At 44.3% G+C, this 26738-nt stretch carries 38 protein-coding genes, 1 rRNA gene and 3 pseudogenes; 4 read left to right on the plus strand and 38 right to left on the minus strand.

All coding sequences use genetic code 11. The features are described from left to right. The 4 genes and pseudogenes from V7K67_RS24305 to V7K67_RS24320 form a co-directional block, all read right to left on the minus strand. Positions 1–94: ribosomal RNA gene (locus V7K67_RS24305) — 16S ribosomal RNA — on the minus strand; the annotation flags it as partial. 469 nt (positions 95–563) lie between these two features. Continuing rightward, a complete protein-coding gene (locus tag V7K67_RS24310) occupies positions 564–851 on the minus strand; it encodes a hypothetical protein (protein ID WP_335168755.1) in 288 nt (95 codons plus the stop codon). A gap of 88 nt (positions 852–939) precedes the next feature. Then, positions 940–1374: pseudogene (locus V7K67_RS24315) on the minus strand (Rpn family recombination-promoting nuclease/putative transposase); the annotation flags it as partial. A gap of 49 nt (positions 1375–1423) precedes the next feature. After that, on the minus strand, positions 1424–1906 hold the full coding sequence (locus tag V7K67_RS24320; RefSeq protein WP_334730175.1) for a hypothetical protein: 483 nt from the start codon (positions 1904–1906) through the stop codon (positions 1424–1426). 317 nt (positions 1907–2223) lie between these two features. Here V7K67_RS24320 and V7K67_RS24325 point away from each other — a divergent pair, with 317 nt between their 5' ends. Next, positions 2224–2448, plus strand: a complete 225-nt coding sequence (locus V7K67_RS24325; protein WP_334730172.1) for a hypothetical protein — start codon at positions 2224–2226, stop codon at positions 2446–2448. A gap of 455 nt (positions 2449–2903) precedes the next feature. On the opposite strand, the gene V7K67_RS24330 is transcribed toward V7K67_RS24325, so the two are convergent. Continuing rightward, positions 2904–3383, minus strand: a complete 480-nt coding sequence (locus tag V7K67_RS24330) for a DUF29 domain-containing protein (RefSeq protein ID WP_334730171.1) — start codon at positions 3381–3383, stop codon at positions 2904–2906. A 119-nt stretch (positions 3384–3502) separates the two neighbouring features. After that, positions 3503–3865, minus strand: a complete 363-nt coding sequence (locus tag V7K67_RS24335) for a helix-turn-helix domain-containing protein (protein ID WP_012410694.1) — start codon at positions 3863–3865, stop codon at positions 3503–3505. 240 nt (positions 3866–4105) lie between these two features. On the opposite strand from V7K67_RS24335, the gene V7K67_RS24340 reads away from it, so the two are divergent. After that, positions 4106–4552 carry a hypothetical protein gene (locus tag V7K67_RS24340; RefSeq protein WP_335168758.1) on the plus strand — a complete coding sequence of 149 codons (447 nt, stop codon included), beginning with the start codon at positions 4106–4108 and terminating at the stop codon, positions 4550–4552. 9 nt (positions 4553–4561) lie between these two features. Here V7K67_RS24340 and prfA read toward each other — a convergent pair whose 3' ends face one another. From prfA to rplC, 31 genes are all read right to left on the minus strand, one after another. Continuing rightward, complete coding sequence (prfA, locus tag V7K67_RS24345; protein WP_334730169.1) at positions 4562–5659, minus strand: peptide chain release factor 1; 1098 nt, start codon at positions 5657–5659, stop codon at positions 4562–4564. Positions 5660–5762: 103 nt separating this feature from the next. Beyond that, positions 5763–6005, minus strand: a complete 243-nt coding sequence (gene rpmE, locus V7K67_RS24350; RefSeq protein WP_109011936.1) for a 50S ribosomal protein L31 — start codon at positions 6003–6005, stop codon at positions 5763–5765. A gap of 165 nt (positions 6006–6170) precedes the next feature. Continuing rightward, complete coding sequence (gene rpsI / locus V7K67_RS24355) at positions 6171–6587, minus strand: 30S ribosomal protein S9 (protein ID WP_104906415.1); 417 nt, start codon at positions 6585–6587, stop codon at positions 6171–6173. After that, positions 6587–7048: a 50S ribosomal protein L13 gene (gene rplM, locus V7K67_RS24360; RefSeq protein ID WP_179068341.1), complete on the minus strand. Its 462-nt coding sequence runs from the start codon at positions 7046–7048 to the stop codon at positions 6587–6589. Before rplM ends, rpsI begins: the two co-directional genes overlap by 1 nt. A gap of 123 nt (positions 7049–7171) precedes the next feature. Beyond that, positions 7172–8020, minus strand: a complete 849-nt coding sequence (gene truA, locus V7K67_RS24365; protein WP_334730174.1) for a tRNA pseudouridine(38-40) synthase TruA — start codon at positions 8018–8020, stop codon at positions 7172–7174. An 81-nt stretch (positions 8021–8101) separates the two neighbouring features. Beyond that, complete coding sequence (gene rplQ, locus V7K67_RS24370) at positions 8102–8452, minus strand: 50S ribosomal protein L17 (RefSeq protein WP_094349105.1); 351 nt, start codon at positions 8450–8452, stop codon at positions 8102–8104. A gap of 31 nt (positions 8453–8483) precedes the next feature. Beyond that, positions 8484–9431: a DNA-directed RNA polymerase subunit alpha gene (locus V7K67_RS24375; RefSeq protein ID WP_094349104.1), complete on the minus strand. Its 948-nt coding sequence runs from the start codon at positions 9429–9431 to the stop codon at positions 8484–8486. Between the two features lie 393 nt (positions 9432–9824). Beyond that, on the minus strand, positions 9825–10220 hold the full coding sequence (rpsK, locus tag V7K67_RS24380; RefSeq protein WP_069070761.1) for a 30S ribosomal protein S11: 396 nt from the start codon (positions 10218–10220) through the stop codon (positions 9825–9827). Between the two features lie 54 nt (positions 10221–10274). Beyond that, positions 10275–10655: a 30S ribosomal protein S13 gene (gene rpsM, locus V7K67_RS24385; RefSeq protein ID WP_012410704.1), complete on the minus strand. Its 381-nt coding sequence runs from the start codon at positions 10653–10655 to the stop codon at positions 10275–10277. A gap of 115 nt (positions 10656–10770) precedes the next feature. Beyond that, positions 10771–10884 (minus strand): 50S ribosomal protein L36, encoded by a 114-nt coding sequence (gene rpmJ, locus V7K67_RS24390; protein WP_015129703.1) that lies wholly within the window; start codon positions 10882–10884, stop codon positions 10771–10773. A 117-nt stretch (positions 10885–11001) separates the two neighbouring features. Further along, positions 11002–11226: a translation initiation factor IF-1 gene (gene infA / locus V7K67_RS24395; RefSeq protein WP_006276978.1), complete on the minus strand. Its 225-nt coding sequence runs from the start codon at positions 11224–11226 to the stop codon at positions 11002–11004. A 260-nt stretch (positions 11227–11486) separates the two neighbouring features. Beyond that, entirely contained in the window at positions 11487–12041 is a 555-nt protein-coding gene (locus tag V7K67_RS24400) for an adenylate kinase (RefSeq protein WP_334730168.1), read from the minus strand. Positions 12042–12043: 2 nt separating this feature from the next. Next, positions 12044–13354 carry a preprotein translocase subunit SecY gene (secY, locus tag V7K67_RS24405; protein WP_179068338.1) on the minus strand — a complete coding sequence of 437 codons (1311 nt, stop codon included), beginning with the start codon at positions 13352–13354 and terminating at the stop codon, positions 12044–12046. A gap of 74 nt (positions 13355–13428) precedes the next feature. Then, on the minus strand, positions 13429–13872 hold the full coding sequence (rplO, locus tag V7K67_RS24410) for a 50S ribosomal protein L15 (protein WP_334730167.1): 444 nt from the start codon (positions 13870–13872) through the stop codon (positions 13429–13431). An 89-nt stretch (positions 13873–13961) separates the two neighbouring features. Then, positions 13962–14489, minus strand: a complete 528-nt coding sequence (rpsE, locus tag V7K67_RS24415; RefSeq protein ID WP_334730166.1) for a 30S ribosomal protein S5 — start codon at positions 14487–14489, stop codon at positions 13962–13964. 93 nt (positions 14490–14582) lie between these two features. Continuing rightward, on the minus strand, positions 14583–14945 hold the full coding sequence (rplR, locus tag V7K67_RS24420; RefSeq protein ID WP_334699060.1) for a 50S ribosomal protein L18: 363 nt from the start codon (positions 14943–14945) through the stop codon (positions 14583–14585). A gap of 2 nt (positions 14946–14947) precedes the next feature. Then, entirely contained in the window at positions 14948–15496 is a 549-nt protein-coding gene (gene rplF / locus V7K67_RS24425) for a 50S ribosomal protein L6 (protein ID WP_179068336.1), read from the minus strand. Positions 15497–15595: 99 nt separating this feature from the next. Continuing rightward, complete coding sequence (rpsH, locus tag V7K67_RS24430) at positions 15596–15997, minus strand: 30S ribosomal protein S8 (protein ID WP_104906406.1); 402 nt, start codon at positions 15995–15997, stop codon at positions 15596–15598. 20 nt (positions 15998–16017) lie between these two features. After that, the gene (gene rplE / locus V7K67_RS24435) at positions 16018–16566 is read right to left on the minus strand and encodes a 50S ribosomal protein L5 (protein WP_292848148.1); all 549 of its coding nucleotides are present in this window, start codon (positions 16564–16566) and stop codon (positions 16018–16020) included. Between the two features lie 117 nt (positions 16567–16683). Continuing rightward, positions 16684–17037, minus strand: a complete 354-nt coding sequence (gene rplX / locus V7K67_RS24440; protein ID WP_334730165.1) for a 50S ribosomal protein L24 — start codon at positions 17035–17037, stop codon at positions 16684–16686. Continuing rightward, a complete protein-coding gene (rplN, locus tag V7K67_RS24445; RefSeq protein ID WP_069070772.1) occupies positions 17037–17405 on the minus strand; it encodes a 50S ribosomal protein L14 in 369 nt (122 codons plus the stop codon). The genes rplX and rplN overlap by 1 nt, the downstream gene beginning before the upstream one ends. Positions 17406–17451: 46 nt before the next feature. Beyond that, positions 17452–17700, minus strand: coding sequence for a 30S ribosomal protein S17 (gene rpsQ, locus V7K67_RS24450; protein WP_100901244.1), 249 nt, complete (start codon positions 17698–17700; stop codon positions 17452–17454). A 6-nt stretch (positions 17701–17706) separates the two neighbouring features. Then, the gene (gene rpmC / locus V7K67_RS24455; protein ID WP_179068334.1) at positions 17707–17934 is read right to left on the minus strand and encodes a 50S ribosomal protein L29; all 228 of its coding nucleotides are present in this window, start codon (positions 17932–17934) and stop codon (positions 17707–17709) included. A 3-nt stretch (positions 17935–17937) separates the two neighbouring features. After that, positions 17938–18363, minus strand: coding sequence for a 50S ribosomal protein L16 (rplP, locus tag V7K67_RS24460; RefSeq protein WP_179068333.1), 426 nt, complete (start codon positions 18361–18363; stop codon positions 17938–17940). A gap of 104 nt (positions 18364–18467) precedes the next feature. Next, positions 18468–19250 carry a 30S ribosomal protein S3 gene (gene rpsC, locus V7K67_RS24465; protein WP_334730164.1) on the minus strand — a complete coding sequence of 261 codons (783 nt, stop codon included), beginning with the start codon at positions 19248–19250 and terminating at the stop codon, positions 18468–18470. Positions 19251–19303: 53 nt separating this feature from the next. After that, positions 19304–19660, minus strand: coding sequence for a 50S ribosomal protein L22 (gene rplV, locus V7K67_RS24470; protein WP_069070777.1), 357 nt, complete (start codon positions 19658–19660; stop codon positions 19304–19306). A gap of 202 nt (positions 19661–19862) precedes the next feature. Then, positions 19863–20141, minus strand: coding sequence for a 30S ribosomal protein S19 (rpsS, locus tag V7K67_RS24475; protein WP_012410721.1), 279 nt, complete (start codon positions 20139–20141; stop codon positions 19863–19865). Positions 20142–20290: 149 nt separating this feature from the next. Continuing rightward, positions 20291–21154 carry a 50S ribosomal protein L2 gene (gene rplB / locus V7K67_RS24480; protein WP_334708512.1) on the minus strand — a complete coding sequence of 288 codons (864 nt, stop codon included), beginning with the start codon at positions 21152–21154 and terminating at the stop codon, positions 20291–20293. Between the two features lie 106 nt (positions 21155–21260). Then, the gene (locus V7K67_RS24485) at positions 21261–21575 is read right to left on the minus strand and encodes a 50S ribosomal protein L23 (RefSeq protein WP_179068331.1); all 315 of its coding nucleotides are present in this window, start codon (positions 21573–21575) and stop codon (positions 21261–21263) included. Next, the gene (rplD, locus tag V7K67_RS24490; RefSeq protein ID WP_069070797.1) at positions 21568–22206 is read right to left on the minus strand and encodes a 50S ribosomal protein L4; all 639 of its coding nucleotides are present in this window, start codon (positions 22204–22206) and stop codon (positions 21568–21570) included. Before rplD ends, V7K67_RS24485 begins: the two co-directional genes overlap by 8 nt. Before the next feature lie 281 nt (positions 22207–22487). Further along, complete coding sequence (gene rplC / locus V7K67_RS24495; protein WP_334708513.1) at positions 22488–23120, minus strand: 50S ribosomal protein L3; 633 nt, start codon at positions 23118–23120, stop codon at positions 22488–22490. Between the two features lie 958 nt (positions 23121–24078). On the opposite strand from rplC, the gene V7K67_RS24500 reads away from it, so the two are divergent. Next, positions 24079–24555 (plus strand): NAD(P)H-quinone oxidoreductase subunit N, encoded by a 477-nt coding sequence (locus V7K67_RS24500; protein ID WP_334707435.1) that lies wholly within the window; start codon positions 24079–24081, stop codon positions 24553–24555. Positions 24556–24799: 244 nt separating this feature from the next. Beyond that, positions 24800–24970: pseudogene (locus tag V7K67_RS24505) on the plus strand (transposase); the annotation flags it as partial. Positions 24971–25077: 107 nt separating this feature from the next. Here V7K67_RS24505 and V7K67_RS24510 read toward each other — a convergent pair. Continuing rightward, positions 25078–26646 (minus strand): annotated as a pseudogene (locus V7K67_RS24510) (efflux RND transporter permease subunit); the annotation flags it as partial. Positions 26647–26738: the final 92 nt, after the last annotated feature.

Below are 26738 nucleotides of genomic sequence, written 5' to 3' on the forward strand. Positions count from 1 at the left end.
GTCCGCCACTAAGCCCCGAAAGGCTCCGTTCGACTTGCATGTGTTAAGCATACCGCCAGCGTTCATCCTGAGCCAGGATCAAACTCTCCGTTTTGTTGTGTTTCGAGTTTGTGGCTCTGAAAAAAATATTTTCCAGAATCCTAATTACAATTTTGATTATCTTTTTGGGAAATCCCAAAACTAAAATCTCTTGACGAGGATTGGTTTTTTTCTTAAGCTTTCAAAGTATTATGTTTTTTAGGTTCAGCGGTCGTTTGCGTCTTTTGCTTCCCGACTTAACTAGAGTAACTAGTCATCCCCTAGTTTGTCAAGGGGTAAATTTGTTTTTTTTCCTAAAAGGGCAAATTGCTTGACTGGCATTGCTTTCAGGTGAGTTGCTTCATTAACGAGAGGGAGGCGAAAACAAAGTGGCTAAACCTGACTGTGTGAATAAGGTATCGGCTCAAAATTTGGGGGTAGAGATTTATTCAGGCTGCCATGACCACCCAAATGGGTTAGAAGAAGACTTCTCTCGAATAGACATCTGGTGAAAATGAATGTAGAGACGTAGCAGTGCTACGTCTCTACAAGAACTCTGGATAACGCATATTTAATTTCTGGAGATGTCTAATATATAGTAGCCAACAGGGAATATGACCAATTTTTAAAATCCGGTCACTCATATACTCAAAAAAGCTGACACCCAACTTGCGAGTAGTTGCAACAAGGGACATAAAAACATCCCATGCTTTTGTACCAAATTTAGTTTGGGTAGCATAGCTAATCTTACGTCGCTGCACCATAGTCCTAGCAGCCAACTCCGTAGGGTTATTATACAAGGATAATTCTGGATGCCCCAAGACAACAAGCAACTCTTCGGCTTTAGCAGCAGTTAATCGTTTTCGCTTTAACTTTTATCTTCTTACTTCTCCCGCCTTTTTTTCTAATTCACATTAGGTGTAATTTAGCAGTTGCAATGCCAATTGAAAGCGATGCAGCTTCACCTAATTCATCTAAATAAATGCACCTGACGCGCCCACTTGTGAAGAACTCACGGTAATGTTTGATATTGCCTGTATCTACATTCCTGTTTGGGTATAAAACTACAGCACCCCAGTCATTTGATGGTTGATTCTGACGGAGGTATAAACATATTTCTGCAATTAGCCGTGAATAAATTTCCCCATCAGCTTGAAATTGCACTTCAACAAAGTAAATCGGGTTTTCACTTCCTTGTGTCGGTAAAAATACACCATCGATTCTGAAGGCTGTTTGTTTGATTTCAACCGATGAAAATTGATAAAGGCTAGCTTCTTCTGGCGGATTACCAATAAGTTCAAAGAAGATATCAGGAAATTCTTGAAACAGCCGATAAAAGATGATGTCTGTTTTCACAACTTTATATCACTTGAAGATTTTGAGTTGCTGTTCATGTGTTAGTTTGTTATTCACAACCATCTCGCACTTTCAGTAATTGCTCTTTTGCTATCCCTAATATACGTGAAAGGGGCGCTAATAAACTATCATCAAATGCTTCTCCAGCATAAATATTATTCAGTTCCGTAGGAGATAATTTAAAAGTGTCGCAGAATTTTGCAAACTCCTGGTTACTCAAATCAAGCTCTTTTTGCCTATCCTGAAGTAAAACTGCGATCGCTCTAGTTCCATGCTTCGGACGCTCACTAGTTTTTATATATTTTTCCATTAAATAATTGACTTTTCTGGTATCACCGCCGATTTTTTTAATTAAATCAGTACAAGCCATTTTCAGCGCTTTCTTTAAAATTTCTTCTTCATTTAAAATTTTAATAATTTCACTGGCATATTCTGGTTTAAAAAAACCTACCAAATTACCTTGATGATAAACTGGTATATAAGGATTATTCGTTTCAAGTTGCCAATCTAAAGGCTCATTACGTAGTGACATAGCTGCACCCTCAATATTTTCAGATTTCACTATTTTAAAACCACTTATTCCTTAACTGCCAGTAAAAATACCATAGGCGATTAGAAATCGCAGCTACACGAGACTTTACCCACCTCCGTGGGTTTCAACTTGCTGGAGTCCACGCAGCTGTTATCTATTTCTACCAAAACCTCTAACTCAGCCAAAATTAGCGATCGCCTTGGCTAAAGGCTTACCAAAGGAGTGTTTGGTCGTTTTATGAGGCTTTTGTTAGATATTCAAGCATAGTGGGCATACTGTAAATATCAAGCGAGTAGCATAGAAACAGGGTAAACAGTATGTTGACGATAACGTGGCAAGAAGAGATTGCATTTTTGAAACAAGATTTGAAGAAGGAAATAAATAAAATTTCAGGACATTCGGAAATTAATATACCTAATCATATTTGCATCAATAACCTGAAATCCAAGTTAGAGCGATTAGATGAAATAGAGAAAATTCTTAGTATAGAAAAATATAAAATTGCTTTTATAGGTACTATTGGACAAGGAAAGACTACCTAAAAAAATCTTGTTCAGAAATTGGTATTTTATACAATTATCATCAAATTATTGCTTATCTAAAAAAAGACGCAGCATTTACGAGTAATAATTTCAATAGTCTTGAAGATATACCACCTTTAATATTACAACGTTCTAACAAATTAGATAAAAATCTACTAGAATTTGAAAAAGCTGTAAATGGAAGTTTTGATAGCTTTATTTATCTTGTTAATAAATACGGAAAATATAAACTTAACAGAATAGTTTTCAGGCTTAAAGGTGAGCAGTTACCCATAGTAGGATCTTTCTTCAAATTTCAAGACAACAAGCTCTACTACGATATATATGTTCAAGATGTTCAAAAACAGCAAAGATGCGATTTCCAAGATTTTGAAAAGCTAGTTTCTATTACTTATTGACAAACAAAATCTAATGTGTATCCAAATAAAAAATGAGCGTAAGAAAAATGCCAGTAATTACCCTTCCCAGTCTTGACGAGTATCGCACAGAAAATTGTCTGCGTAGGCGTAGCCCGTCGTAGACATCGCATCATCAAATAAATAAGGGCAATCCTCTGGAAAAGTTCGTAATGGTAAGTTAGTTTCTCGTAGCGCCAAATCCACTCCCGCTTCAAAGCCATCTAACAAAGCTTCTTCGATTCGAGACTTTAAGCTAGAGTTCTGTCGCAGATGCCTATGGATGGCGCGACGCTGTTCTCGAATTGTTAAAAACCAACTGCGAGAGCGTTGTTCGGGTTGATACTCCCACTTCAAGAGATGACCGAGTAATACACTCAGATGACTCACAAGTTCCCGATACTCCTGTCTCCCCAAAGCTTGAATTTCCTCTTGCAGGTGTTGCCAGTCTAGTTCCATAACTAGCCTCTGCTCTAACGCTTTAGCCTGCTGCTGTGTCCAGCCATAGAAGTCTTGGTTATACAAAAAAGATTTGTCCATAGAGTTGAATCTTGACAGCAAGAAACCACGAGCTAGTTAAAAAAACTAATTACTAATTACTAATTACGTTAGCGTAGCGGTAGCGAGTCATCGAGCGTCATTACGAATTATTTTAATATTCAACTAGCCTTCGCCTCATCCCCGGATGCTTCAGCCACAGCCGCCAATCTATCTGCCGCAGCTTGGACAATTTGAGCTACTTGGGCTAAAGGCATGTGCTGGATTTGTCTCAGAATCAGACTCAAATCGGAGGTTTCTGGAATTGGCTTGCCATCTATGCAGCTGATTAACTCTTCCATTGTGTAGCCTGCTTTCGATGCGATTCGAGCCAAATTTTCTGTATCTGGCACCTTCACACCTTTTTCCCACATCTGAACAGCAGTAGCAGATACTCCCAAAAGCTTACCAAACGCTCGCTGACTCATTGAACCGCGAGCTAGTTTAATGATCTCAATCAGTTTTTGTTTGCTTTCGATCTTCACTGCTTATATAGCTAGCCAACTTTATTTACAAGTCTACTTTCAATATTACAATTTTACTTTTATATTGACAGCCTTATGTTTTAGTATTAAACTATATCTCTGGTTGTAAATCAGCAACTACAGGCATCAAGCTAGTAGACGAACCCATCTATCTTTAACCAACTCAAAAAACTTAGTTTGCTACGGTAGTTTTGCTAGTAGCTAGACTTTGCTGCGAAGAAATAATATCGAAGGTGCATCATGTTTCGCAAGCCACGCAAAATTAATCAATATCGCCGCAAAGGTAAAAACCTTATAGCCACTAATAAAATTAAACCAGAACAGTGGAACATTTCTGACGCAGAAACCAAAGAAGCTTTAAAAGTTAAAGGCTACGATGTTAAGCAAATCAAAAAAATCCACCTTCTGAAACATCAAGTGTGTATTTCCTACTGGGATGCAAAAGGCAATATATGCAGCAGCTTTTTTAGCTACAGGATTTTTGCGCGTTGGCAAAAAGAAATAGAAAATTTAATTTATACCTGTCAAACCCTGAAGGAATGGGCAAAGCTAAATTACCTTATGAAGTACGAATTTGCCTATTACCACTATCCCAGTGAAATAGAAAATGTACTCCACGCAATATTAGAAAACCACCTGTGTGTGTTAAAAGAAACAGAACAACAAGTGGTTTTACAGAAGATTTAAATGCAAAAATTAGTTAGCGGCAGAAGTCGCTAACTCCGCCAGCCGTTCCTGTTGGTCTAGAGATATACAAGATTGGATCAGCGTCTCTAAATCACCTTCCAGAACAGGGTTAAGGGAATAATTCTGACCTAACCGATGGTCGGTAGCGCGGTTATCTTTATAATTATAGGTGCGAATTTTTTCCGATCGCGATCCAGTACCAACCTGCGATCGCCGCATGGAAGTAACAGCTGCTTGTTGTTCGCCTAACTTGATGTCATACAACTTCGCCCGCAGAATTTGCATCGCCCGTTCTTTGTTTTGCAACTGGCTGCGTTCTTCTGTACAGAAAATGCGTATTCCCGTTGGTTTGTGCATTAAGTCAACAGCTGTTTCCACCTTGTTGACGTTTTGTCCACCAGCACCGCCAGAACGGGCTGTAGTCATTTCAATATCTTTCGGGTCAATATGAATTTCCACATCATCCACCTCTGGCATAATTGCCACGGTAGCTGTGGAAGTATGAACCCGTCCCCCGGACTCAGTTGCCGGCACGCGCTGCACACGATGCACTCCAGCTTCAAACTTTAACTGGCTATAAACGTCATTACCTTTAATTTCGAGAATGACCTCTTTCCAGCCACCCATTTCTCCACGAGATTCGCTCACGAGAGAAACTTTCCAACCTTGAGTCTGGGCATAACGGGTATACATCTGCATCAAATCGCCAGCCCAAATACTTGCTTCATCGCCACCAGTACCAGCGCGAATTTCCAACATGATATTCTTTTCATCATTGGGGTCGCGTGGTAGCAGTAAGACTTTCAAGCGAGACTCTAAATGTTCTATTTTTTCTTCAAGTTCCTTTACTTCCAGTGATGCCATTTCTTGCAACTCTGGGTCACTGGCAGATTCTTTGTAAACCTGACGCGCTCCGGTCAAGTCTTCTTGGGCTGTTTTCCAAATTTCATAAGTATTAACTACCTCTTCCAAAGAAGAACGAGACTTAGCAATTTCTTGATATTCATCAGGATTGCTAGCGGTATCGGGGTCGCCAAGACGACGGGTTAATTCATTAAAAGTTTGTTCAACGGATTTTAGTTTGTCCAGTAAGTATGATTCAGCCATGACGAGTGCGATCGCTCCTTAAAAAATAACAAATTGGCTCGAGCATATAAATGAAAATCGACCCAGCTGATGCAGGGCCGTCGTTAACAGCAGAGCCAACTCGCTACTTTTTGTTTTGGTCGTCGCCAGATGTTTGAGTGCTGCTCATACCGTACTTACGGAGGAAGCGCTCTACTCGACCCTCAGTGTCAATAATCTTCTGAGTACCGGTGTAAAAGGGGTGATTTCCAGACCAAACGTCTACGTGCAATTCTGGCTTGGTAGAGCCAATGGTCATAACAACTTGACCGTTGCAGTAAACTTTAGCGTCTGGATACCACTTGGGGTGAATATCAGCTTTAGCCATTGTTCTTTTTGTGATGAATCTATATAAATTATAACTTTCAGCGTTCAATTGAAGCTAGGGATTAGGGACTGGGGACCAGGGATTGGGGACTGGGAAAGATGTAAATAAACAACGGACTTTTCCCAATACTCAATTCTCAATACCCAGTACCCAGTACCCAATCGCTTAACGCTTAGAGTACTGAGGCGCTTTCCGAGCTTTATGTAAACCATATTTCTTCCGCTCTTTTGCTCTCGGATCGCGAGTCAAATAACCTTCGGTTTTCAAAGGTGGGCGGTTGTCTGGGTCGAGTTGGCACAAAGCACGAGCAACTCCCAAACGGACAGAATCAGCCTGTCCGGTCAAGCCACCACCTTCTGCTTTCACCAAAATGTCATATTCATTTTCTAGTCCCAGAGTTTCCAAGGGTGCTTTGATCACTCCCAGGTAGTTGGGGTTGAATTGGAAATACAAGGTTCCATCTTTACCGTTCACAATCAGTTGACCGGTGCCCGGAACCAAGCGTACTCTTGCTACTGCATTCTTACGACGGCCAGTACCCCAATATACGGCGCGACCGCTATTAGCATCTGCTACTACCATTAATTTTCTTCTCCAGGAATTGTACTAACTTTTAGTTCTTTGGGTTTTTGAGCATCATGGGGATGCGTAGGCCCAGCGTAAACTTTCAGCTTGGTGAACAACTGCTTACCCAGGCTATTTTTAGGTAGCATACCCTTAACAGCTTGTTCTAAAATTCGCTCTGGTATGCGGTCTTGCAGTTTAGCAAAAGTTTCGGTTTTCATCCCACCAGGGCGACCAGAATGGCGGCGGTAAAGCTTTTGAGTGCGCTTTTTGCCCGTGACTGCTACTTTCTCGACATTGATGACGATTACGAAGTCACCTGTATCTAAGTGGGGTGTATATTCAGGTTTCTTTTTGCCTCTCAATACCTGGGCGATTTCGCTGGCGAGGCGACCGAGGCGTTTATCGGTGGCATCTACTATGTACCACTCACGCTCAAGGGTTGCTTGAGAAGGAAGGTATGTTTTAACTGTTGTCATTTGTCATTTGTCCTTTGTCATTTTTAATTTGTCATTAGTCATTTGTCATTTGTTATTTGTCCTTTGTCAGTTGTCCTTAGTTATTCACTACTGACCATTGTACAGACGCGATTAATCGCGTCTCTACTGACCAATGACTAATGACTCTTGACTAGTGACGAACTTTGGGAAGGTGTCGTACCAAATCTCTTTTGGAAAGGGAAAATCGGGATAGCCGACTCGCAACAAGCACAAGCCTTGAGGCGGTGCGGCGTGTTTCACTTCTTCCCGACGTTGTTCTTTCCAGAGTTCGGTGAAGCTAGAAAGTGTTCGTTGTCCAGAACCTACTTGTACCAGCATCCCTACCAACAGCCGTACCATGCCATACAAAAATCCATCTGCCTGTATTTCAATATGGATAAATGGCCCACTGCGACGACACTCTGCTGCTTGCACCTCTACCCAGGAATGCGATCGCTTTGAGCCTGCACGGTGAAAAGCAGCTAAGTGATGCTTTCCCAAGAAAGGTTTCAAGGCAGCTTGGATTAAAGATTCATCCAGGGGTGCATAATAATAATGCCAACTGAAGGGTCTTACAAACAAGTTAAGCCGATCTTCAGTATATATTGTGTAGCGATACCGTCGATAGGCTGCACTAAAGCGAGCATGCCAACGGTTATCGACACTAGCTGAAGCCCTGATTAATATATCTGGCGGCAGGTAGCTGTTGAGGATTGTTGCCCACTTGTGAGGCGGAATAAAACCTGTTGCTTCAAAATGGGCTACTTGAGCAGCAGCGTGAACTCCTGAATCGGTTCGCCCAGCCCCATGTAGTGTTACATGGTACCCAAGAATAGTCGCGATCGCAATTTCGATCTCTTCTTGGACTGTCCGGTGTTGTTTTTGCCGTTGCCAGCCATGAAAATGAGTGCCCAGGTATTGGATTACCAAGGCTACTCGATGAGTTTGTGTAGGCTGGTGGCTTTCTAACATACAGATTTTGTCCTTTGTCATTTGTCAGTTGTCCTTTGTCATTTGTGAATAACCAATGACTAATGACCAATGACTAATGACTTAAACCAATTCAATTATTGCCATTTTTGCATTATCACCCCGACGCGGTACGGTACGCAGGATGCGGGTATAACCGCCCTGGCGATCGCCATATCGAGTAGGAGCTTGCTCAAATAGAGCGTGAACCAGTTGTTTGTCGAAGATATAGCCAAGAGCTTCCCGACGTGCTGATAAGGAGCCATTTTTGGCTAGGGTAATCATTTTTTCCACTTCACTTCGGAGAACTTTCGCTCTAATTAAAGTGGTGGTGATCTTACCATGACGGATCAGCTCGGTGGCGAGCGATCGCAGTAAAGCACGGCGTTGATCGGCTGGTTTACTGAGTTTTTTGACGCGACAACGGTGACGCATAATTATGCACTATGAATTATGAAGGTTTTTCTTAAGGGTGTTTAGAGCCTCTTTCCATTGGCAGGGTGATGCCCAAGCGTCGCTGCAAAGCTTCCACGACTTCTTCTGCTGATTTCTGCCCAAAGTTCTTAATTTCTAAGAGGTCTTCTTGGGTATAATCCAACAAATCTGCCACAGAGTTAACTTGTGCCCGTTTGAGACAGTTATATGCCCGCACAGAAAGTTGCAACTCTTCGATGGGTATCTGGGCAGTTGGATCGTCTGGAATATCGGAACCTGTATCTGTTGGTTCTAGGGAGATGTCTTTCAACGGGTTGAATAAATCTACCAAGATCGCAGCAGCAGAAGATAGTGCTTCTTGAGGGGAAATACTGCCATTTGTCCAAACTTCCAACAGTAGTCGGTCTTTTGGAATCAAGCCTTCCCCACGAGATTCTTCAACACTGTAGTTGACTTTTCGCACTGGCATAAATATCGAGTCGATTTGGAGAAAATCCAACGATGTGGCTTCCTCACGTCCTCGCTCTACAGTGCGATAGCCTTTGCCCTTCTCGATCCGAAATTCCATTTCTAGCTTTCCACCCTCAGCGATGGTAGCTACATACTGAGTCTGATCGATGACTTCTACTTCACTGGGTAAATCAAAATGTGCCGCAGTGATTGTTGCTGGGCCGCTAACGAGTAATCTACCAATCTGGGGCTGCGAAGAATAGTTTTTCAGGATAACTTCCTTCATTCTCATGAGGATTTCCAGCACATCTTCCCGCACGCCCGGAACTGTGGCGAACTCATGTGAAACGCCCGCAATCCGCACCGCTGTAACTGCTGTACCTTCTAAATTAGACAGTAAAACCCGCCGCAGTGCGTTGCCAACAGTTGTTCCTTGACCGCGTTCTAGAGGTTCCAAAACAAATTTACTGTAATGGTTCCGACTTTCTTCGGTATTCGACTCTACACATTCAATTTGAAACTGCGCCACGGATGAGCCTCCCTTCTTCTAAGGTGCTGCTAGCAGACAAATCAATTGCCTCCCGAATTGATTGCCAATTTTCGATTTTGGACTTTGGATTTTGGATTGTGCTTCTTTCGTTCATGCTCCGCCTCTGATTGACGGAACAAATCTTAAATCATCAACTTAAAATCCACGAGGCCCAGCACCCTTATAGTCGGGTTCAATCTAAAATCGCAAATCTAAAATCCAAAATTGATTAATAATATTTTGAGTAGCCCAAAGCTTAACAGCTTTCCCGGTGGGAAAATCTGACACGCTTCTGGTCGCCCAAGCTTTGACTCAATGACAATTTGCACGTTAGACGCTCAAGTGGTCATTGCTGGCTGTCACTTTTCACCCTCGCTGCCCAAGTCTTAGTATTTAAACTCGACGGCGCTTGGGTGGACGACAACCATTGTGAGGAATCGGGGTAATATCCCGAATCAATGTAATTTCTAGTCCTGCTCCTTGAAGTGCCCGGATAGCGGTTTCTCTACCTGCTCCTGGCCCACTGACCATTACCTCAATTTGGCGCATTCCTTGATCGATAGCTCGACGGGCTGCACTTTCAGCTGCGGTTTGCGCTGCAAAGGGAGTTCCCTTTTTTGCTCCCTTAAAACCGCTAGAACCAGCGCTAGCCCAGGAGATGACATCTCCGTTTTGATCGGTAATGGTGACAATGCTATTGTTGAAAGTAGACTGGATGTAGGCCATTCCACTGGGTACATTCCGTTTCTGCTTCTTGCTCCCGGTTTTTTTAGTTGGTTGTCTCGCCATACTTGTTTAGTTGATTTAAGGTAAAACTTGCTCGGATTAGCAAGCGTTGCAAAATTATTTCCCTGGAGCCTTCTTCTTCCCTGCCACTGTCTGCCTTCTGCCTCTACGGGTTCTGGCATTGGTGCGAGTTCTTTGGCCTCTGACTGGTAAGCCCATGCGATGACGACGACCTCTGTAGGTACCAATGTCAACTAAGCGCTTGATGTTCAAAGACTCCAAGCGCCGCAAGTCGCCTTCAACTTGATAGTTGCTTTCTATTTCCCCTCGTAGGGCTGTCACATCGGCATCACTTAAGTCCTTAACGCGGGTGTCTGGGTTCACACCAGTTGCCGCTATAATTTCTTGAGCGCGTGATAACCCAATTCCGTAGATGTAAGTCAGACCGATCTCGACGCGCTTATCGCGTGGAAGGTCTACTCCGGCAATACGTGCCACAATGAACTCTCCCTATTGTTCTCGCAATTACTGTTGGTTGGAAAAACGTGATTAATCGCGTCTTTTCGTTTTAATGATGATATGCGTCCTGCAACTCACTCTGTTGGTAAGAGTGTTATCCTTGACGTTGCTTGTGCTTGGGGTTCACGCAAATCACCATAACGCGACCACGACGTTTGATCACGTTACATTTTTCACAAATTTTCTTGACTGAGGCTCTAACTTTCATGCCTTTTATTTTTTGACTCCAAATATAAAATTATAGCATTTCTAGGGAAAATAATCCAGTTAAATGACTAGCAAACAGTCAAAAAAATGGTTTTATGGTAAAATTTTCTACATATACTTACTTCTTTCGTAGTCGATAGGTGATTCTGCCTTTGGTCAAGTCGTAGGGGGTTAACTCCACCTTGACGCGATCGCCGGGCAAAATCTTGATATAATTTCGGCGAATCTTGCCGGAAATGTGTGCTAGCACGTTAAAGCCATTGTCCAAGTCAACGCGAAACATCGCATTGGGCAAGGACTCTGTAACCGTGCCTTCCATTTCAATCAAATCTTGCTTAGACAATTTGTTTTTTCCTCAACTCAACAATTTCGTGTTCAGTTGCAGCCTTCATCTGCAAAGAAACACATTTTAAGAAATATATCAACAGTTTATTAATATATCTTAGCTAAAATTGATCTTTTTTTTGCTATGGGGGCATTGGGCGCTAGGAGTGCTGAGTGCTGAGTGCTGAGTGCTGAGTTAGGAGTTAGGAGTTAGGAGTTAGTATTATCTCCCTTATCTCCCTCATCTCCCTCATCTCCCTCATCCCCTCCCCCCCTTTTTCAGGAAGCGATTACCTTTTGTAATTCACCAGTGACATCTTCTTGGGACTGATTGCCATTGACTGTTAGGAGTTTTTGGCGATCGCCGTAATAATCAATTAAAGGTGCAGTTTCAGCGCGGTATACTTCTAAACGACGACGAATCACCTCTTCGGTATCATCTTTTCGTCCTCTAGCTAGCAAACGTGCGATGACAATTTCATCTGGTGCATCTAAATTGACTACCTTTTCGCCACCTTGATGTATTGCTTCCAGTAACTTCTCCAGAAAAGCTGCTTGGGTCACTTTCCGAGGAAAACCATCAAGAATCCAACCAATTTTGGCATCTGGTTGACTGAGGCGCTCCTGTACCAAGTCTTGCACTAGCTGGTCGGGTACTAACTCGCCGCTATCAACATAACTTTGAGCTTTGATTCCTAAAGGAGTCTGCTCTTTCATGGCTTGTCTTAATATTTCACCCGTAGAAATATGGGGAATATTCAAGTGTTCAGCCAAGGTTTGAGCTTGTGTTCCTTTACCCGCTCCAGGTGGCCCCAAGAAGATTAATCGCGTCACTATTATTTCACCATTCCTTCATAGCGCTGAGATATGACATAAGTTTGGACTTGTTTAGCTGTTTCAATTGCCACACCAACTAAAATTAACAACGAGGTTGCACCTATTCCCCGGAAAGTTTTCACATTCAAAGCGCTTTCTACGGCAGTGGGGATAATAGCAACGAAGCCCAAAAAGATCGCACCCAAAAAAGTGAGTCGGTTGGACACGCGTTCGATATACTCGCTAGTTGCCTTGCCAGGACGAATCCCAGGAATACTAGAACCCATTTTCTTCAAGTTCTGCGCCACATCTACCGGGTTGAGAATCAACGAAGAATAGAAGTAGCTGAAGAAAACAATGGAAATCATGTAGACCAAGGCATAGACCCAGGAGCTAGAACCGCTTGGACTCAAATAAGTGTTAACTATATTTGCCAAATCGGCATTTTTAGTAAAATTGGCGATTAGCAGTGGCAAACTGAGGATGGCAGCAGCAAAAATAATTGGCATTACGCCGCCTTGGTTTAGCCGCAGTGGCAGATAACTACGCTGCTCTGCCAAAACTCTTCTACCTACTTGGCGACGAGCCGAAATAATTGGGATGCGGCGCATTCCTTCCTGCACAATCACAATACCAACAATTGTTGCGAGGAAAACTAAGACCAGCACGATCACCCGACCCACTGCTTCCCGACCGCCGACTTGTACCAAGTCGATGGTGTCACCCAAAGCTTTTGGTAATGACGCGACAATGTTGACAAAAATCAACAATGATGCTCCGTTGCCAATACCCCGTTCTGTAATTAGTTCTGATGCCCACATGACGAACATCGAACCAGCAGTCAGAGCGATCGCAGTTTCAGCGACAAAGATTGGCCCTGGCTTTAGGGCAAATTGTTGGAGGAATAATGCCGAAAAAGCTGTACTTTGAAGGATTGCCCAACCTACAGTTACATAGCGGGTAATTTGCGATATTTTTCGCCGACCGGCTTCCCCTTCATTTTTCTGTAAATTTTCTAAAGTTGGAATCGCCGCAGTGAGTAATTGGATGATAATAGACGCATTAATGAAGGGCAAAATTCCTAAAGCAAAGACTCCCAAAGTCGAAAGTCCTCGCCCGGAAAATATATCCAATAAGCCGAATATGGAATTACTGCCCGATATGGCTTCGGCAAATCTCGGTCTATCAATGCCTGGGACGGGTAAGAAAATACCCAGGCGAACCAAAATTAAAATACCGACGGTGACAAGCAGCCTACCTCTGAGGCCAGCTGCCTGCGCCATCTGCATAAAAGTTTCTTGAGCCGTTGGGGCTTTATCTCGACTGATCATAGAGTGCTACCTTTATAGTGAACCAAGCACTGGCAGCGAGTTGGCTTGCATTTAAGTGCGCTGTTCCGGCTCACTCATAAGACTTCACAACTACCACCAGCTGCCTCAATTTTGCTACGAGCTGAAACTGTGAAAGCTGCCGCTTGTACTTTGAGCGGAATGCTCAATTCCCCGTTACCTAAAACTTTCAATGGCCCTTTGATAGCAGTCAGGATACCTGCGGCTTTCAATGAGGTCAAAGTTACTTCCGTATTCGCGGGAAGGGAGGCTAGCTTCTCTACATTAATCGTAGTGTAAATCTTCTGATTAACAATCGGAAAGCCCTTCAGCTTAGGTAAGCGGCGGTACAATGGCTGTTGACCACCTTCAAAACCAGGTCGGGTACCACTACCAGAACGAGATTTTTGACCCCGCATACCTAAACCAGCGCTAGCGCCTTGACCGGCAGAAATACCTCTAGCTACACGCTTCTTGCGTTTCTTTGAGCCTTTTTGCGGCTTAACATCATGGAGTCTCATAATTTATCAAGTTCTCATTTGTCGTTTGTCATTTGTCATTTGTCATTTGTCCTTTGTTATTCACTAATGACCAATGACTAATGACTAAATTAGATGTAGAGATTTTGAATAGGAATACCGCGATCTTCGGCGACTTCAGAAAGGGTACGCAGTGTAGATAAGGCATTAACTGCGGCTCTAGCATTATTGAGCGGATTGTTGGAGCCTAGTTGCTTGGCTAAGACGTTACGAACTCCGGCTAATTCCAACACAGTTCGCACTGCACCACCGGCAATTACCCCAGTACCAGGTGAGGCTGGACGCATAATCACTTTTGCCCCCCCACCGACACCATCAATGGGATGGGGGATGGAGTTGGATTTGGTGATTGGGACATCAATGAGGTGTTTTTTGCCATCGGCTACGCCTTTTTTGACGGCGCCAATTACATCTGAGGCTTTGCCTACTCCGACACCAACTTGACCACGTTCGTTACCAACGACAACGATCGCTCGGAAGCTGAGTTTTTTACCACCTTTGACCACTTTACTTACGCGGCGGATTTGGATAACCCGCTCTTGCCAAGTGGTTTCTTCTTTTTTGGCACGCTTTGTTCTACTTTTACGCTCTGTTGCCATAATTTATGCTCTGGTGAACGTCATTTGTCAGTTGTCATTTGTCATTTGTCTTTTGTCATTTGTCCAATAACTAATGACTAATGACCAATGACTTTAGAAATCTAAACCAGCTTCGCGGGCTGCATCAGCTAGTGCTTTGACACGACCATGATATAAGTTACCACCGCGATCGAAGACTACTTTGGTGATGCCTTTTTCTAGTGATCGCACTGCGATCAACTTACCAACTTGCACCGATGCGTCGCGGTTTGCACCTGACGCTAAACTAGATTTCAACTCTGGTTCTACAGTCGATGCGGCCACGATAGTTTGATGCTGAGTATCATCAATTAACTGGGCATAAATATGCTCATTAGAACGAAATACCGCTAAACGGGGACGTTCTGGGGAGCCAATAACTTTGCCACGCACGCGTCGATGACGACGGTTTTTTGATTCTCTACGAGTAAGTTTCATTTCTACTTCTTACCACCCTTACCAGTCTTACCAGCTTTCCGTCTGACCACTTCACCGGCATAGCGAATGCCTTTACCTTTGTAAGGTTCTGGTGGACGAACGGCACGAATTTTGGCGGCTGTGTTACCGACGATTTCTTTGTCATAGCCACTGACAATAACGTTAGTGGGGCCTTCTACGGCAAACTGAATTCCTTCTGGTGGTTCAATTTGCACCTGATGGCTGTAACCCATATTTAAAACTAGGTTACGCCCTTGAAGTTGTGCCCTGTAACCAACACCTTGAATTTCCAAACGGCGCTGAAAACCTTGGGAAACTCCCTCGACCATGTTGGCAACTAAAGTCCGGCTCAAGCCGTGCAGTTGCTTTGAGGTACGAGTTTCATCCCGACGATTGACTTGTAATATTTCTCCCTCTTGGGAAACTGAGACATTAGGTGTGAGAGTGCGAGAAAGTTCTCCTTTGGGTCCTTTCACCACAATTTTTGTACCATCGATCGCCACTTGAACTTTGGCGGGAATAGTAATTGGACGTTTACCAATACGAGACATGACTTTTGTCCTTTATCCTGTTATGAGTTATGAGTTATGAGTTATGAGTTTTTATGACTAACTTTTCACTCCTCACTCCTAACTCCTCACTTCTGGTGACTACCAAACGTAACAAAGCACTTCGCCACCCAAGTTCTGACGCCGCGCTTCGCGGTCAGTCATAATACCACTGGATGTTGAAATAATGGCAATGCCAATGCCGCCTAGTACCCTTGGTAATTCTTTTCGATTGGAATAAACACGCAAGCCAGGCTTACTCACTCGCTTTAAGGCGGTGATCAGAGGCTGACGGTTTTTACCCTTGTATTTCAGGGAAATCACTAGATTGTGTTTTACCCCTTCTTCTGCTTCTTCGATTTCAGCAATAAAGCCTTCCTCCCGTAGCACTTTGGCAATGCTGCGGGTCAATTTTGTCGCTGGCACTTGTGTAGTTTGATGCCGCGCCAGGTTGGCATTGCGGATGCGCGTCAGCATATCTGCAATTGTGTCGTTAGCCGCCATCGTTCCCTCTATAGATGAACTTATTGATCGCGAAAGGGCATTCCTAATTCTTTAAGTAAGGCGCGTCCCTCTTCGTCGTTTTTTGCTGTGGTGATGATGGAAATATCCATCCCACGTACTTGATCGATGCTATCGTATTCGACTTCTGGAAAAATTAGCTGTTCTCTCACACCTAGAGTGTAGTTACCGCGTCCGTCAAAGCTTTTAGGGCTAACGCCGCGAAAATCTCGAATTCTGGGTAATGACAGGCTAACTAGTCTGTCGAAAAAGGCATACATCCGTTCGGCTCTGAGTGTCACCATGATCCCCACAGGCATGCCTTGACGAATCTTAAAGCCAGCGATCGCCTTTTTCGCCCGTGTCACCACTGGTTTTTGACCTGTTACCAGGGCAATCTCGTTGATGGATGCCTCTAGAGACTTCGCATTTTGGGCTGCTTCACCCAAACCTCGGTTAATCGTCACCTTTACCAACTTCGGTACTTGATGAACGTTGGTATATTGAAACTGAGTGGTCAGTTTGGGGACGATTGTCTCTTGATATAAGGTTTTGAGTCTTGTTGTCGCCATAGTTTTTTTGTCCTGATATCCCTGGGCTTGGTCAGGGAACAAAGTTATGAGTTATGAGTTATGAGTTATGAGTTATGAGTTAAATTTAATTCCTAACTCTTAATTCCTAACTTCTAACTATTTATCGAGAATTTCGCCAGTTTTCTTGAGTTTTCTGACCTTTTTGCCTTCTGAGGTAAAGGTGTAACCAATACGACTAGCGACGTTTTGCTTGGTGGAATAAAGCATGACGTTGGAGCTATGAATTGGGAATTCTTGGGTAATAATTCGCCCTGATTCCCCTTCTTGCTGGGGTTTGACGTGCTTGGTTTTAATGTTGACACCTTTGACGATGACTTTACTCAGTTGGGGAAGTGCCTGAGTAATTTCGCCAATTTTTCCTTTGTCTTTGCCAGCAATCACTTGTACGGTGTCGCCAGTTTTGACGTGCATTTTGTGGAATACTTTGGGCGTACCTTGTTTGGCTGCCATTAAAGCACCTCCGGAGCCAGAGAAACAATTTTAGTAAAGTTTTTATCGCGCAGTTCCCGTGCAACTGGGCCAAAAACCCGTGTGCCTCTGGGATTACCGTCTTTGTTGATAATTACAGCGGCATTATCATCAAAGCGAATACTCATGCCGCTGTCACGACTGACAGCTTTCCGAGTCCGAACAATTACTGCTTCTACAACATCAGACTTTTTGACAGCCATGTTGGGTGTAGCATCTTTGACAACTGCGATAATTTTATCGCCAATAAAACCATAACGACGGTTGCCTCCGCCTAAGATGCGGATACACATTAGTTTGCGGGCGCCGCTATTATCTGCGACATTCAAGTAAGTCTGGGGTTGAATCACAATTATTCTCCCTTGTAATGTTGTTAGTTTCTAACAACGATGAGGTTTAAGTAGGCTTGACGTTCAGGACTTCTGTGATTTTCCAGCGCTTGGTTTTACTCAGGGGTCTAGTTTCCTGAATGCGAACGCGATCGCCTACTTTACACTTATTTTCTTCGTCGTGAACCTTATATCGTTGGGTGTTAACCACAATCTTGCCGTACTTGGGGTGAGGAGCGCGGTTTTCTATGGCAACTACCACAGTTTTTTGCATTTTATCGCTCACTACCAAGCCAACTCGTTCTTTAACTGCCATAATCTCCTACTTTTTTTCTTTAGCCGATTGACTTGCTGCCCGTTTGCGTTCTGTTTCTAGCGTCAGCAATTGGGCTAGGCGGTGGCGCAATTGTCGGAACTGATGGGGCTTTTCTAGTTGTCTGGTGGCTTTTTGCAAGCGCAACTGAAATAGTTGTCTTTTGATTGCGACAATTTCATCAGAGAGCTTCTCGTCACTTAATTCTCTAGCTTCTGAAATCTTGGGAAGAGGCATAAGCTACTCCTGCTCCTGTGGTTGAGAGCGCACAATAAACTTAGTTTTGATGGGCAGTTTAAATGAAGCCAAGCGCATCGCTTCACGCGCAATTTCTTCAGTAACTCCACCGATTTCAAACAAAATCCGCCCTGGCTTGACTACAGCTACCCAAAACTCTGGATTACCTTTACCGGAACCCATCCGGGTTTCAGCAGGACGCATGGTTACAGGTTTATCAGGGAAAATCCGAATCCAGATTTGTCCACCCCGACGAATATAACGAGTCATTGCCCGACGGGAAGCCTCGATTTGACGCGAGGTGATCCAAGCAGGTTCTTGAGCTTGGAGTGCAAAATCACCGAAGTTGAGGGTACTACCACGGGTGGCTAGTCCTTCCATCCGTCCGCGCTGTTGCTTGCGGAATTTAGTTCTTCTAGGGCTTAACATGATTGGCTACTGGGTACTAGGTACTGGGGATTAGGGATTGGGAATTAGGGATTGGGGATTGAGAATTCTTACCCAGTCCCCAGTCCCCATTCCCCAGTCCCCCTTTACCCTTCATTTGAGCGGTCTTCAAATTGCTGGCGACGACGCTGTTGTTGACGGCGACGGGGTTCACGTTCGCGATCGCGGGGTTCACGTTCGCGATCGCGGCTTGCGGGTGGTAGTGGATCTGGTTCCTGTCCAGGAATAATTTCTCCCTTAAACACCCATACTTTGATACCCAAAATGCCGTAAACAGTTTTTGCTGTGCAATAAGAGTAGTCAATGTCAGCCCGTAAGGTATGTAAAGGTACTCTACCTTCACGAGTCCACTCTGTCCGGGCAATTTCTGCACCGTTGAGGCGACCGCTGACTTGGATTTTAATCCCTTGGACACCAGCGCGTTGGGCACGTTGAATAGATTGCCGCACTACCCGCCGAAAGGAAACCCGACGTTCCAATTGTTGAGCAATGTATTCGGCAATTAGGTAGGCATCAGCATCAACTCGTTGAACTTCAACTACGTTAATGCGAATTTGGCGATTGCTACCCAACAGTCCTTGGAGTCCGGTACGTAAGGATTCAATACCTTGTCCACCGCGACCTACTACAACACCAGGTCTAGCTGTGCGTACTTCTAAGTCGATTTGGTCGGCTTTCCGCTCAATCCGCACTTCGGAAATTCCGGCGTTGTTTTGAGCCTGTCTACCCAGCTTTTGTTCTATGTATTGACGGAGTTTGTAATCTTCTTGGAGAAGTTCTGGATAGCGATCAGGAACAGCAAACCAACGGGATTGATGTTCATGTGTAATACCCAGGCGAAAACCAACTGGATGAATTTTCTGTCCCACGAATGCTTCCTCTAAAATTTCTTACTTTACGCAATTTATTCGTGTAAACGTGCTTATTTTTCTGGAGCAGCTGCAACAGCTACAGTAATATGACACGTCGGCTTGCGAATTTGGTAAGCTCGACCTTGCGCCCTTGGCTGGAACCGCTTCAACGGCGGCCCTTGATCGGCATAAGCCTGAGTAATCACTAGTTGAGTCCGATCTAACCCAGCGTTGTGTTCGGCATTAGCAGCAGCGCTTCTGAGAACCTTCAAGATGGGTTCAGTGGCGCGATAGGGCATGAATTCCAGGATGATTAACGCTTCTCGGTACGATCGCCCCCGGATTTGATCGAGTACCCGACGCACTTTATAAGCCGAGATGCGGATAAAACGAGCGATCGCTTTTACTTCAGTAGTATTAGTAGCCATAATTTTCTCCAATTTTGTCCTTCGTCCTTTATCCTTTGTCCTTTGTCAAAAGCTAATAACTAATGACCCTTCGGGTTCACCAGTTGCTCATGGGGGAAACCCCCATCGCTCTTAGCGTCTCCCCTTCTCCCAAAGGGAGAGGCTAGCGCCAAGGGAGAAGACCGCACTGGCTCACCAATGACAAATGACCAATGACTAATAACTACCTACCCGCTTTTTTGTCACTTTTTCCATGACCCCTGTAGGTGCGTGTCGGGGCAAATTCACCCAACTTGTGTCCTACCATCTGTTCATTTACAAAAACTGGAACGTGTTGGCGTCCGTTGTGAACAGCGATAGTGTGACCTACCATTAAGGGCAAAATTGTCGAAGCTCGTGACCAAGTTTTAATAACTTCTTTTCTGTTGTTGTCGTTGAGCTTTTCAATTTTCTTTAGAAGATGATCCGCAACGAAGGGACCTTTTTTTAGAGAACGACCCATAGTTCAATTTTGGCTTTAGGATTTAGGAATTAGGATTTAGGAGTTAGGAGTGAGGAGTTAGGAGTGAGGAGTTAGGAGTGAGGAGTTAATAAGTTAGATTCAACTCATAACTCATAACTCATAACTCATAACTCATAACTCCTAACTCTTTAAGATTCACGACCACCGCGACCGCGTTTAGAAGACTTACGACGACGACGTACAATCAACTTGCTGCTAAGTTTCTTGCGATTGCGTGTCTTTGCGCCTAATGTGGGTTTACCCCAAGGTGTAACAGGCCCCGATCTACCGATAGGCGCTCTACCTTCACCACCTCCATGTGGGTGATCCACTGGGTTCATGACGCTACCTCTAACCTTAGGACGGCGACCTTTCCAGCGATTTCGTCCGGCTTTACCTGCACTTAGGTTTCTCGCATCGGTATTGCCTACTTGCCCAATGGTGGCGTAAGACTCGCGTCGAATCAAGCGGACTTCTCCTGAAGGCAACTTGAGAGTTACATAATTACCTTCTTTTGCCACGACTTGGGCGCTAGCACCAGCAGCACGGACAATTTGACCACCTTTACCAGGAGTCAGTTCTACGTTGTGAACACTAGTACCCAAAGGAATCTTCCAGAGTGGTAAGGCATTACCATCTTCAAAAGGTGCTTCCGGCCCAGAAATAATTATTGTTCCAACTTTCAACCCGTTGGGGTGAAGGATGTACCGTTTTTCGCCGTCTTGGTAATACAAAAGGGCAATTCTGGCGTTGCGGTTAGGATCGTATTCAATCGCTGCGACTTTGGCAGGAATATTATGTTTATCCCTTTTAAAATCGATGATCCGATAAAGCTGTTTGTGTCCGCCACCCCGGCGACGACTAGTAATCCGTCCGTGATTATTCCGACCTTTGGCGCGATGCTTCGAGGTTGTTAAGGATTTTTCTGGCTCGGTTCTGGTAATTTCCGCAAAGTCAGAGATTGTAACTTGGCGAGTGCTGGGGGTATAAGGGCGATAAGAGCGAGTACCCATATTTTTAAGTGCTGAGTGCTGAGTGCTGAGTGCTGAGTTTTGAGTTTTGAGTTTTGAGTTCAGTAACTCCTAACTCCTAACTCCTAACTCCTAACTTCTAACTTTTTTAGACTTCTGGGAATAGAACTTGTCTAATCTTGTCTTCATCCCCAGGTGCGACAGTGATGATCGCTCGTTTATATTGGGGTTTATAACCGATAAATTTACCAACGCGCCGCTTTTTACGTGGTGGTAAGATGGTGTTGACTTTTACAACCTTGACCTGAAATAAGTCTTCGATCGCAGCCTTGATTTCTGGCTTTGATGCCTTGGGAATTACTTCAAAGGTGTACTTGTTTTGTTCCATCAAGATGGTCGCTTTCTCGGTGACGATTGGGCGACGTACTAAGTCGGCAAGGTCACGGGGGTCAAAGCTAGGCACTGTAGACCTCCTGAATTTTTTCTAGGGCTGATGCCGTAACTACAATTTTGTCAGCGTGCAGTAAATCAAAAACATTTAGCTGGTCGGCTGCAATTAGTTTTAAATTTTCAATGTTGCGGGCTGACAAATAAACGTTATCTGTATCCGCAATCTCAGACAAAATTAACAGTGCTTTGCTTTCTGGTACTACTCCCCAACGGGCAAGCGCTGCCACTAATTCTTTAGTCTTGGGGCGAGATAGCTCAGTGCTAAATTCTTCTACTACGATCAAGTCGTCAATGCGGCTGACAAATGCTGTCCGCAGTGCCAAACGTCGCTCTTTGCGGTTCAATTTGAGGTTGAAGTCTCTGGGTTTTGGCCCAAAGATCACACCACCACCACGCCACAATGGTGAACGAATAGACCCGGCACGAGCGCGACCAGTACCTTTTTGTCGCCAAGGTTTACGACCACCGCCTCTGACTTCAGCACGAGTTTTTGTACTGGCATTTCCTTGACGAGCATTAGTCAATTGCCGTACTAAGGCGCGATGCACAATATGAGACGCTGTTTCTTCTTTGGCAACGCGCAACTCGAAGGTCGTCTCGCCGACCTGTTCTCCTTGCCAATTTTTAACTACGCTTTCAACCATTTTTCTTATCTGTCCTTTGTCCTTTGTGAGCCACTGCGGTCTTGGGGTCTCCCCAGGTGAAGCACGTGGCGTCATTGGTCATTGGTGAGCCAGTACGGTCTTCTCCCTTGGCGCTAGCCTCTCCCTTTGGGAGAAGGGGAGACGCTAAGAGCGATGGGGGTTTCCCCCATGAGTAACTGACGTTCGCCCTTGGCGTGCCGGAGGCATCACCCGGAGGGTCTTTTGTCATTTGTCCTTAGCCAATGACTTTTGACTAATGACTTCTGACTAATGACTTTTGACTATCCCACTATTTTTGCAGGCACAACGCTGACTAGAGCGCCTGGTTTACCAGGAATGGCTCCTTTAATTAGCAATAAGTTGCGTTCTGAATCAACTCGCACTATCGTCAATTTACGGATTGTGATGCGTTTTCCACCTAAACGCCCTGCCATCCGCTTACCTGGATAGACACGACCTGGTGTTGTACCAGCACCAATTGAACCGGGCGCTCTGTGGTTTTTGGAACCGTGTGACATGGGCCCACGAGCAAAGTTGTTGCGCTTCTGGTTTCCTGCAAAGCCGCGACCGATGCTTGTGCCGACGACATCGACAATTTGACCTGCGCTAAAAATATCTGCTTTAATCTCTTGACCTAAAGCATAATCACTAGAGCTATCGGTATGATATTCATTTAAGTGACGCAATGCTGGGGCAGATGATTTAGCCAAATGTCCCAATAGTGGTCTGTTTAGTGCCTTGGGTTTAACTTCGCCATAACCAACTTGAATGGCAAAGTAACCGTCGGTTTCTTTCGTTTTAACTTGTGTAACGGTGCATGGCCCTGCTTGAATGACAGTCACAGGAATAGCTACTCCTGCTTCGTCAAATATTTGGGTCATGCCCAGCTTGGTGCCGAGAATACCTACAGACACAATAACTGGTTCTCCTTTCTACTTGCTGACCTTGGAATTGGACTCTAGAGGACACGCTTTGTACGCATCAGTTTAGGCTGGGTTAGCCTGCGAAATTTGGAATGGCTTTAATAAACCGCTCCAAATGCTTTCGGACACAACAAACCGTGTCCGTACTGCTTGGTGAATCTGTTTAGCTTCACTCACTAGATCACCAGAACAGCCACAAGTCCCTTCCCATTGGGAAGGAGTAACTTCTGGAATCAATGCAAGGCGCTACAGCTTTAAGCTGTGTGCAGCAATGCTTTCGTCCAAGCAATTGCTCTGGCACTTTCTGGAGGCAGCGCTGTCGGCGGGGTTTCCGATTTTTACACGCCTATGAGACGGGTTCCCGGAGATTGGCTACTGCCGTGTTGCAGTTGGACTTAAGCGGTTTTTACCGCCCAGTATCCGTTAACTGAGACTGACGTAATGCCATGAAACCAACATTGCTGCTCAGTTTTACTTCCTTAAATACCTTAAACTATTGTTTAAGACTTTGCCTACTTTTTCAGAGGCGCAGGAGTAAACTTACCCTGGAGCTTAGGATTCGCTTTCGTCCATCAGCTCCAATGTTGACCTGAAAGCTTTCTTAGTTTAGCAGTCTATGATCAATCTGAGTTAGATTATCCAATTTGGATTAAGTCATCAGCTTTTGATGCTAACACTACCTCAGAATGACAGTAAAAAGTCAACCTAATTTGCGTTTTTGGTCACAATCTAATAATATAAATTATTTATTTATGTTTGTCCAGTAGTTTATAGAGTTATTTTTGGGGAGTGGAGATTGGGGAGATGGGGGAGATGAGGGAGATTGGGGAGATGAGGGAGTGAGAAGAATTAATAACCAATGCCCAATCCCCAATGCCCAAAAAAATGCTTTTAATTATCGGTTCAGGGTAAATAATAGAGATATCTAAGTGGGATAAGACGAAAATCTATGGCACTAATTACCACTGGCAACGGTTTAATCCGCGATCTGGAAAAATTTGGCGCTCTTGGAGTGTATGTACCTCTGGAAGGGGGTTATGAAGGTCGATATCAGCGCCGACTAAGGGCAGCTGGCTATACTACCCTCCACATTACTGCTAAAGGACTGGGTGATGTAGCTGCGTATCTCACAAGAATTCATGGAGTTAGACCTCCTCATCTTGGTAAGAAAAGCACTGGTAGTGGTGCAGCAGTGGGTCAGGTTTACTATTTGCCACCAATTCTCAATTCTCATCTAGAACAGTTACCACCAAAGTCAAAGGGGCTGGTCTTGTGGATTATTGAAGGGCATATTCTTTCTAATGAGGAAGTTGAGTATTTAACGAATTTGCCTCAGCTAGAACCACGAGTGAAAGTCATTATTGAGAGAGGTGGCGATCGCTCTTTCCGTTGGACTTCTCTAGAAAAAACTCTGTTAGCTAGTTAGTCCTTTGTCATTAGTCATTAGTCATAAGCTTATGACTAATGACTCAAATGAACTACCCACAGTTGGCTCCGCCGTTCTCAAGGGTTTTTACATCCCTCAGTTCGTTTTTCGCGGAGACTTCTACAGATTTTTGACGCTTCATTGCCCCTAGTTGCTTCATGCTTCCTGCTGTTTTGCGGGTGCGTGAGGTATAGCTAGACGACTCTGCGTCTACGTAACAATATTTCTGATTTTACATAAGAGTCTAAAATCTGCTAGTAGTAGGATTATTCGTAAAGAATTTAAGGAGCATATTCAAAAGTTTTATTGGAAACCTCTGTTTTGGTCTAGCTCGTATTATGTTGCTTCAAGTGGTGGCGCACCGATTGATAAACTTAGGAAATATATTAAAGAGCAAGACGCGCCAACTGAATAAATATGGATTGGTTATTTTCACTTCGTTCCAATAACCCGCTCCGATCCCTACCCTATGAGTACATTGAGGGTAGGGACTGCCGCGATACGTTCAATCAGAAACGATCGTTAGCTGATAAATTTTTTCGTAAATCCACGCAATCTGATTAACACTGGCTTGGCCCAATTTGCACCTAGTAAATCGTGCAGCAGAATATAAAAACATGGGATGATAAACAGTGTCAGCATCGTTGCGATCGCCATCCCAAAAAAAACTACAATCCCTAAAGGCTGCAAAAACTCCGAACCTTCGCCAATGCCCAATGCTAAGGGAAACAGTCCTAAGATAGTGGTGACTGTGGTCATGATAATTGGGCGCAAGCGTTGAGGAGCAGCTTTTATAATGGCAATTTGGCGACTACAATCTTCTTCGTCTCGAATTTGGTTTGCTAGTTCCACCATGAGAATCCCTGCATTCACCACAATTCCCACCAGCAGGACAACACCAACAATTACAGTTGCGCCGATTGCAGTTTGGGTAATGTAAAGTCCAAAAATTCCCCCAGCTAAGGCTAGTGGTACGGTGAACATAATTACCAATGGGTCAATTAGGGAATTGTATTGCACCGCCATAACGACAAAGATTAAGAACGTTGCCAATGCCCCCAAAGTTTTTAAAGCATCCTGAAGTTGCTGATTAGTTTCTTGGGCAGAACTAGGCACAATGGAAACGCCATCAGGTAAGTCTACATCCTGGAGTACCTCGTTGACTTCTGCGATCGCTTCACTAAGACTAGCTCCCTCGCTGAGGTTGCCTGCCACAATAAAAGCTTGGCGTTGATTAATTCGTTGCACCTCACCAGGCGCTTGACCTTCTTGAATTTTCGCCACATCTGAAAGGCGGATTAGTTGATTGTTTTCTGTAAATAGCGGTAATTGCTCTAGCTGAGAAGGACGCTGAATGGCTTCTTTATTTAGCTGCACCCGCACATCAACTAAACGATTACCGCGTTGAATTTGCGTCGGAACTGAACCTTCAATAGCTGTTTGAACTGTTGCACCAATTTGCCCAGCGCTCAACCCCAAAGCTGAAACCCTCTCCCAGTCAGGGCGAATTTGGATTTCCGGTTGCCTAGCATCGGCATCTGGTCGGAATGTCGCTAATTTTGCCCTTTCCTGCAATGCTTGCAGCACTTGAGCGCCTGCTTGGGTTAAGTTTTCTTCATTCTCACCTTGCAGAATCACGTCAACTTCTGACCCTTGTACTGGAGAATTACTCAAGATTAACCCCCGCACCTGACCAGGATTGAGGCGTAGCAGGATTCCTGCTAAGTTGAGTTTGTTAAATTCCTGAGTTACTTTTTTGACGAAAGCTTCGACATCTGTGCCTGGTTTTAGATTGATGGTACTACTAGCACGTAAAGGATTTTCTGTAGTACTGCTACCAAATAAATTACCACCCACAGTTGTGAAAGCAGACTCGGTTTCTGGTTGTTTGAGCAAAATGTCATCGACAATTTGCATAACTTTTTGAGAAGTTGCTAAAGGTGTACCGGGCGGAAACTGCGCTCTCAAGTTAGCTTGACCAGTACTGATGCGGGGTAAAATTTCTTGGGGAATTTGACCAAACATGAAGAAGCTACTGCCGCCTAAAATTAGCAAAGCGGCGGTAACGACGAGGAGCCGATAGCATAAAATTGGACTTTGGACAAAAAGAAGAAGTTCGCGAGTGTGACTCGCGAAATAAAAACTACGCATCATAAATTACACCAGTTATTTTTCAAACTGAG

This window comes from Nostoc sp. (assembly GCF_036917155.1).
In the GTDB taxonomy this organism is placed as follows: domain Bacteria; phylum Cyanobacteriota; class Cyanobacteriia; order Cyanobacteriales; family Nostocaceae; genus Nostoc.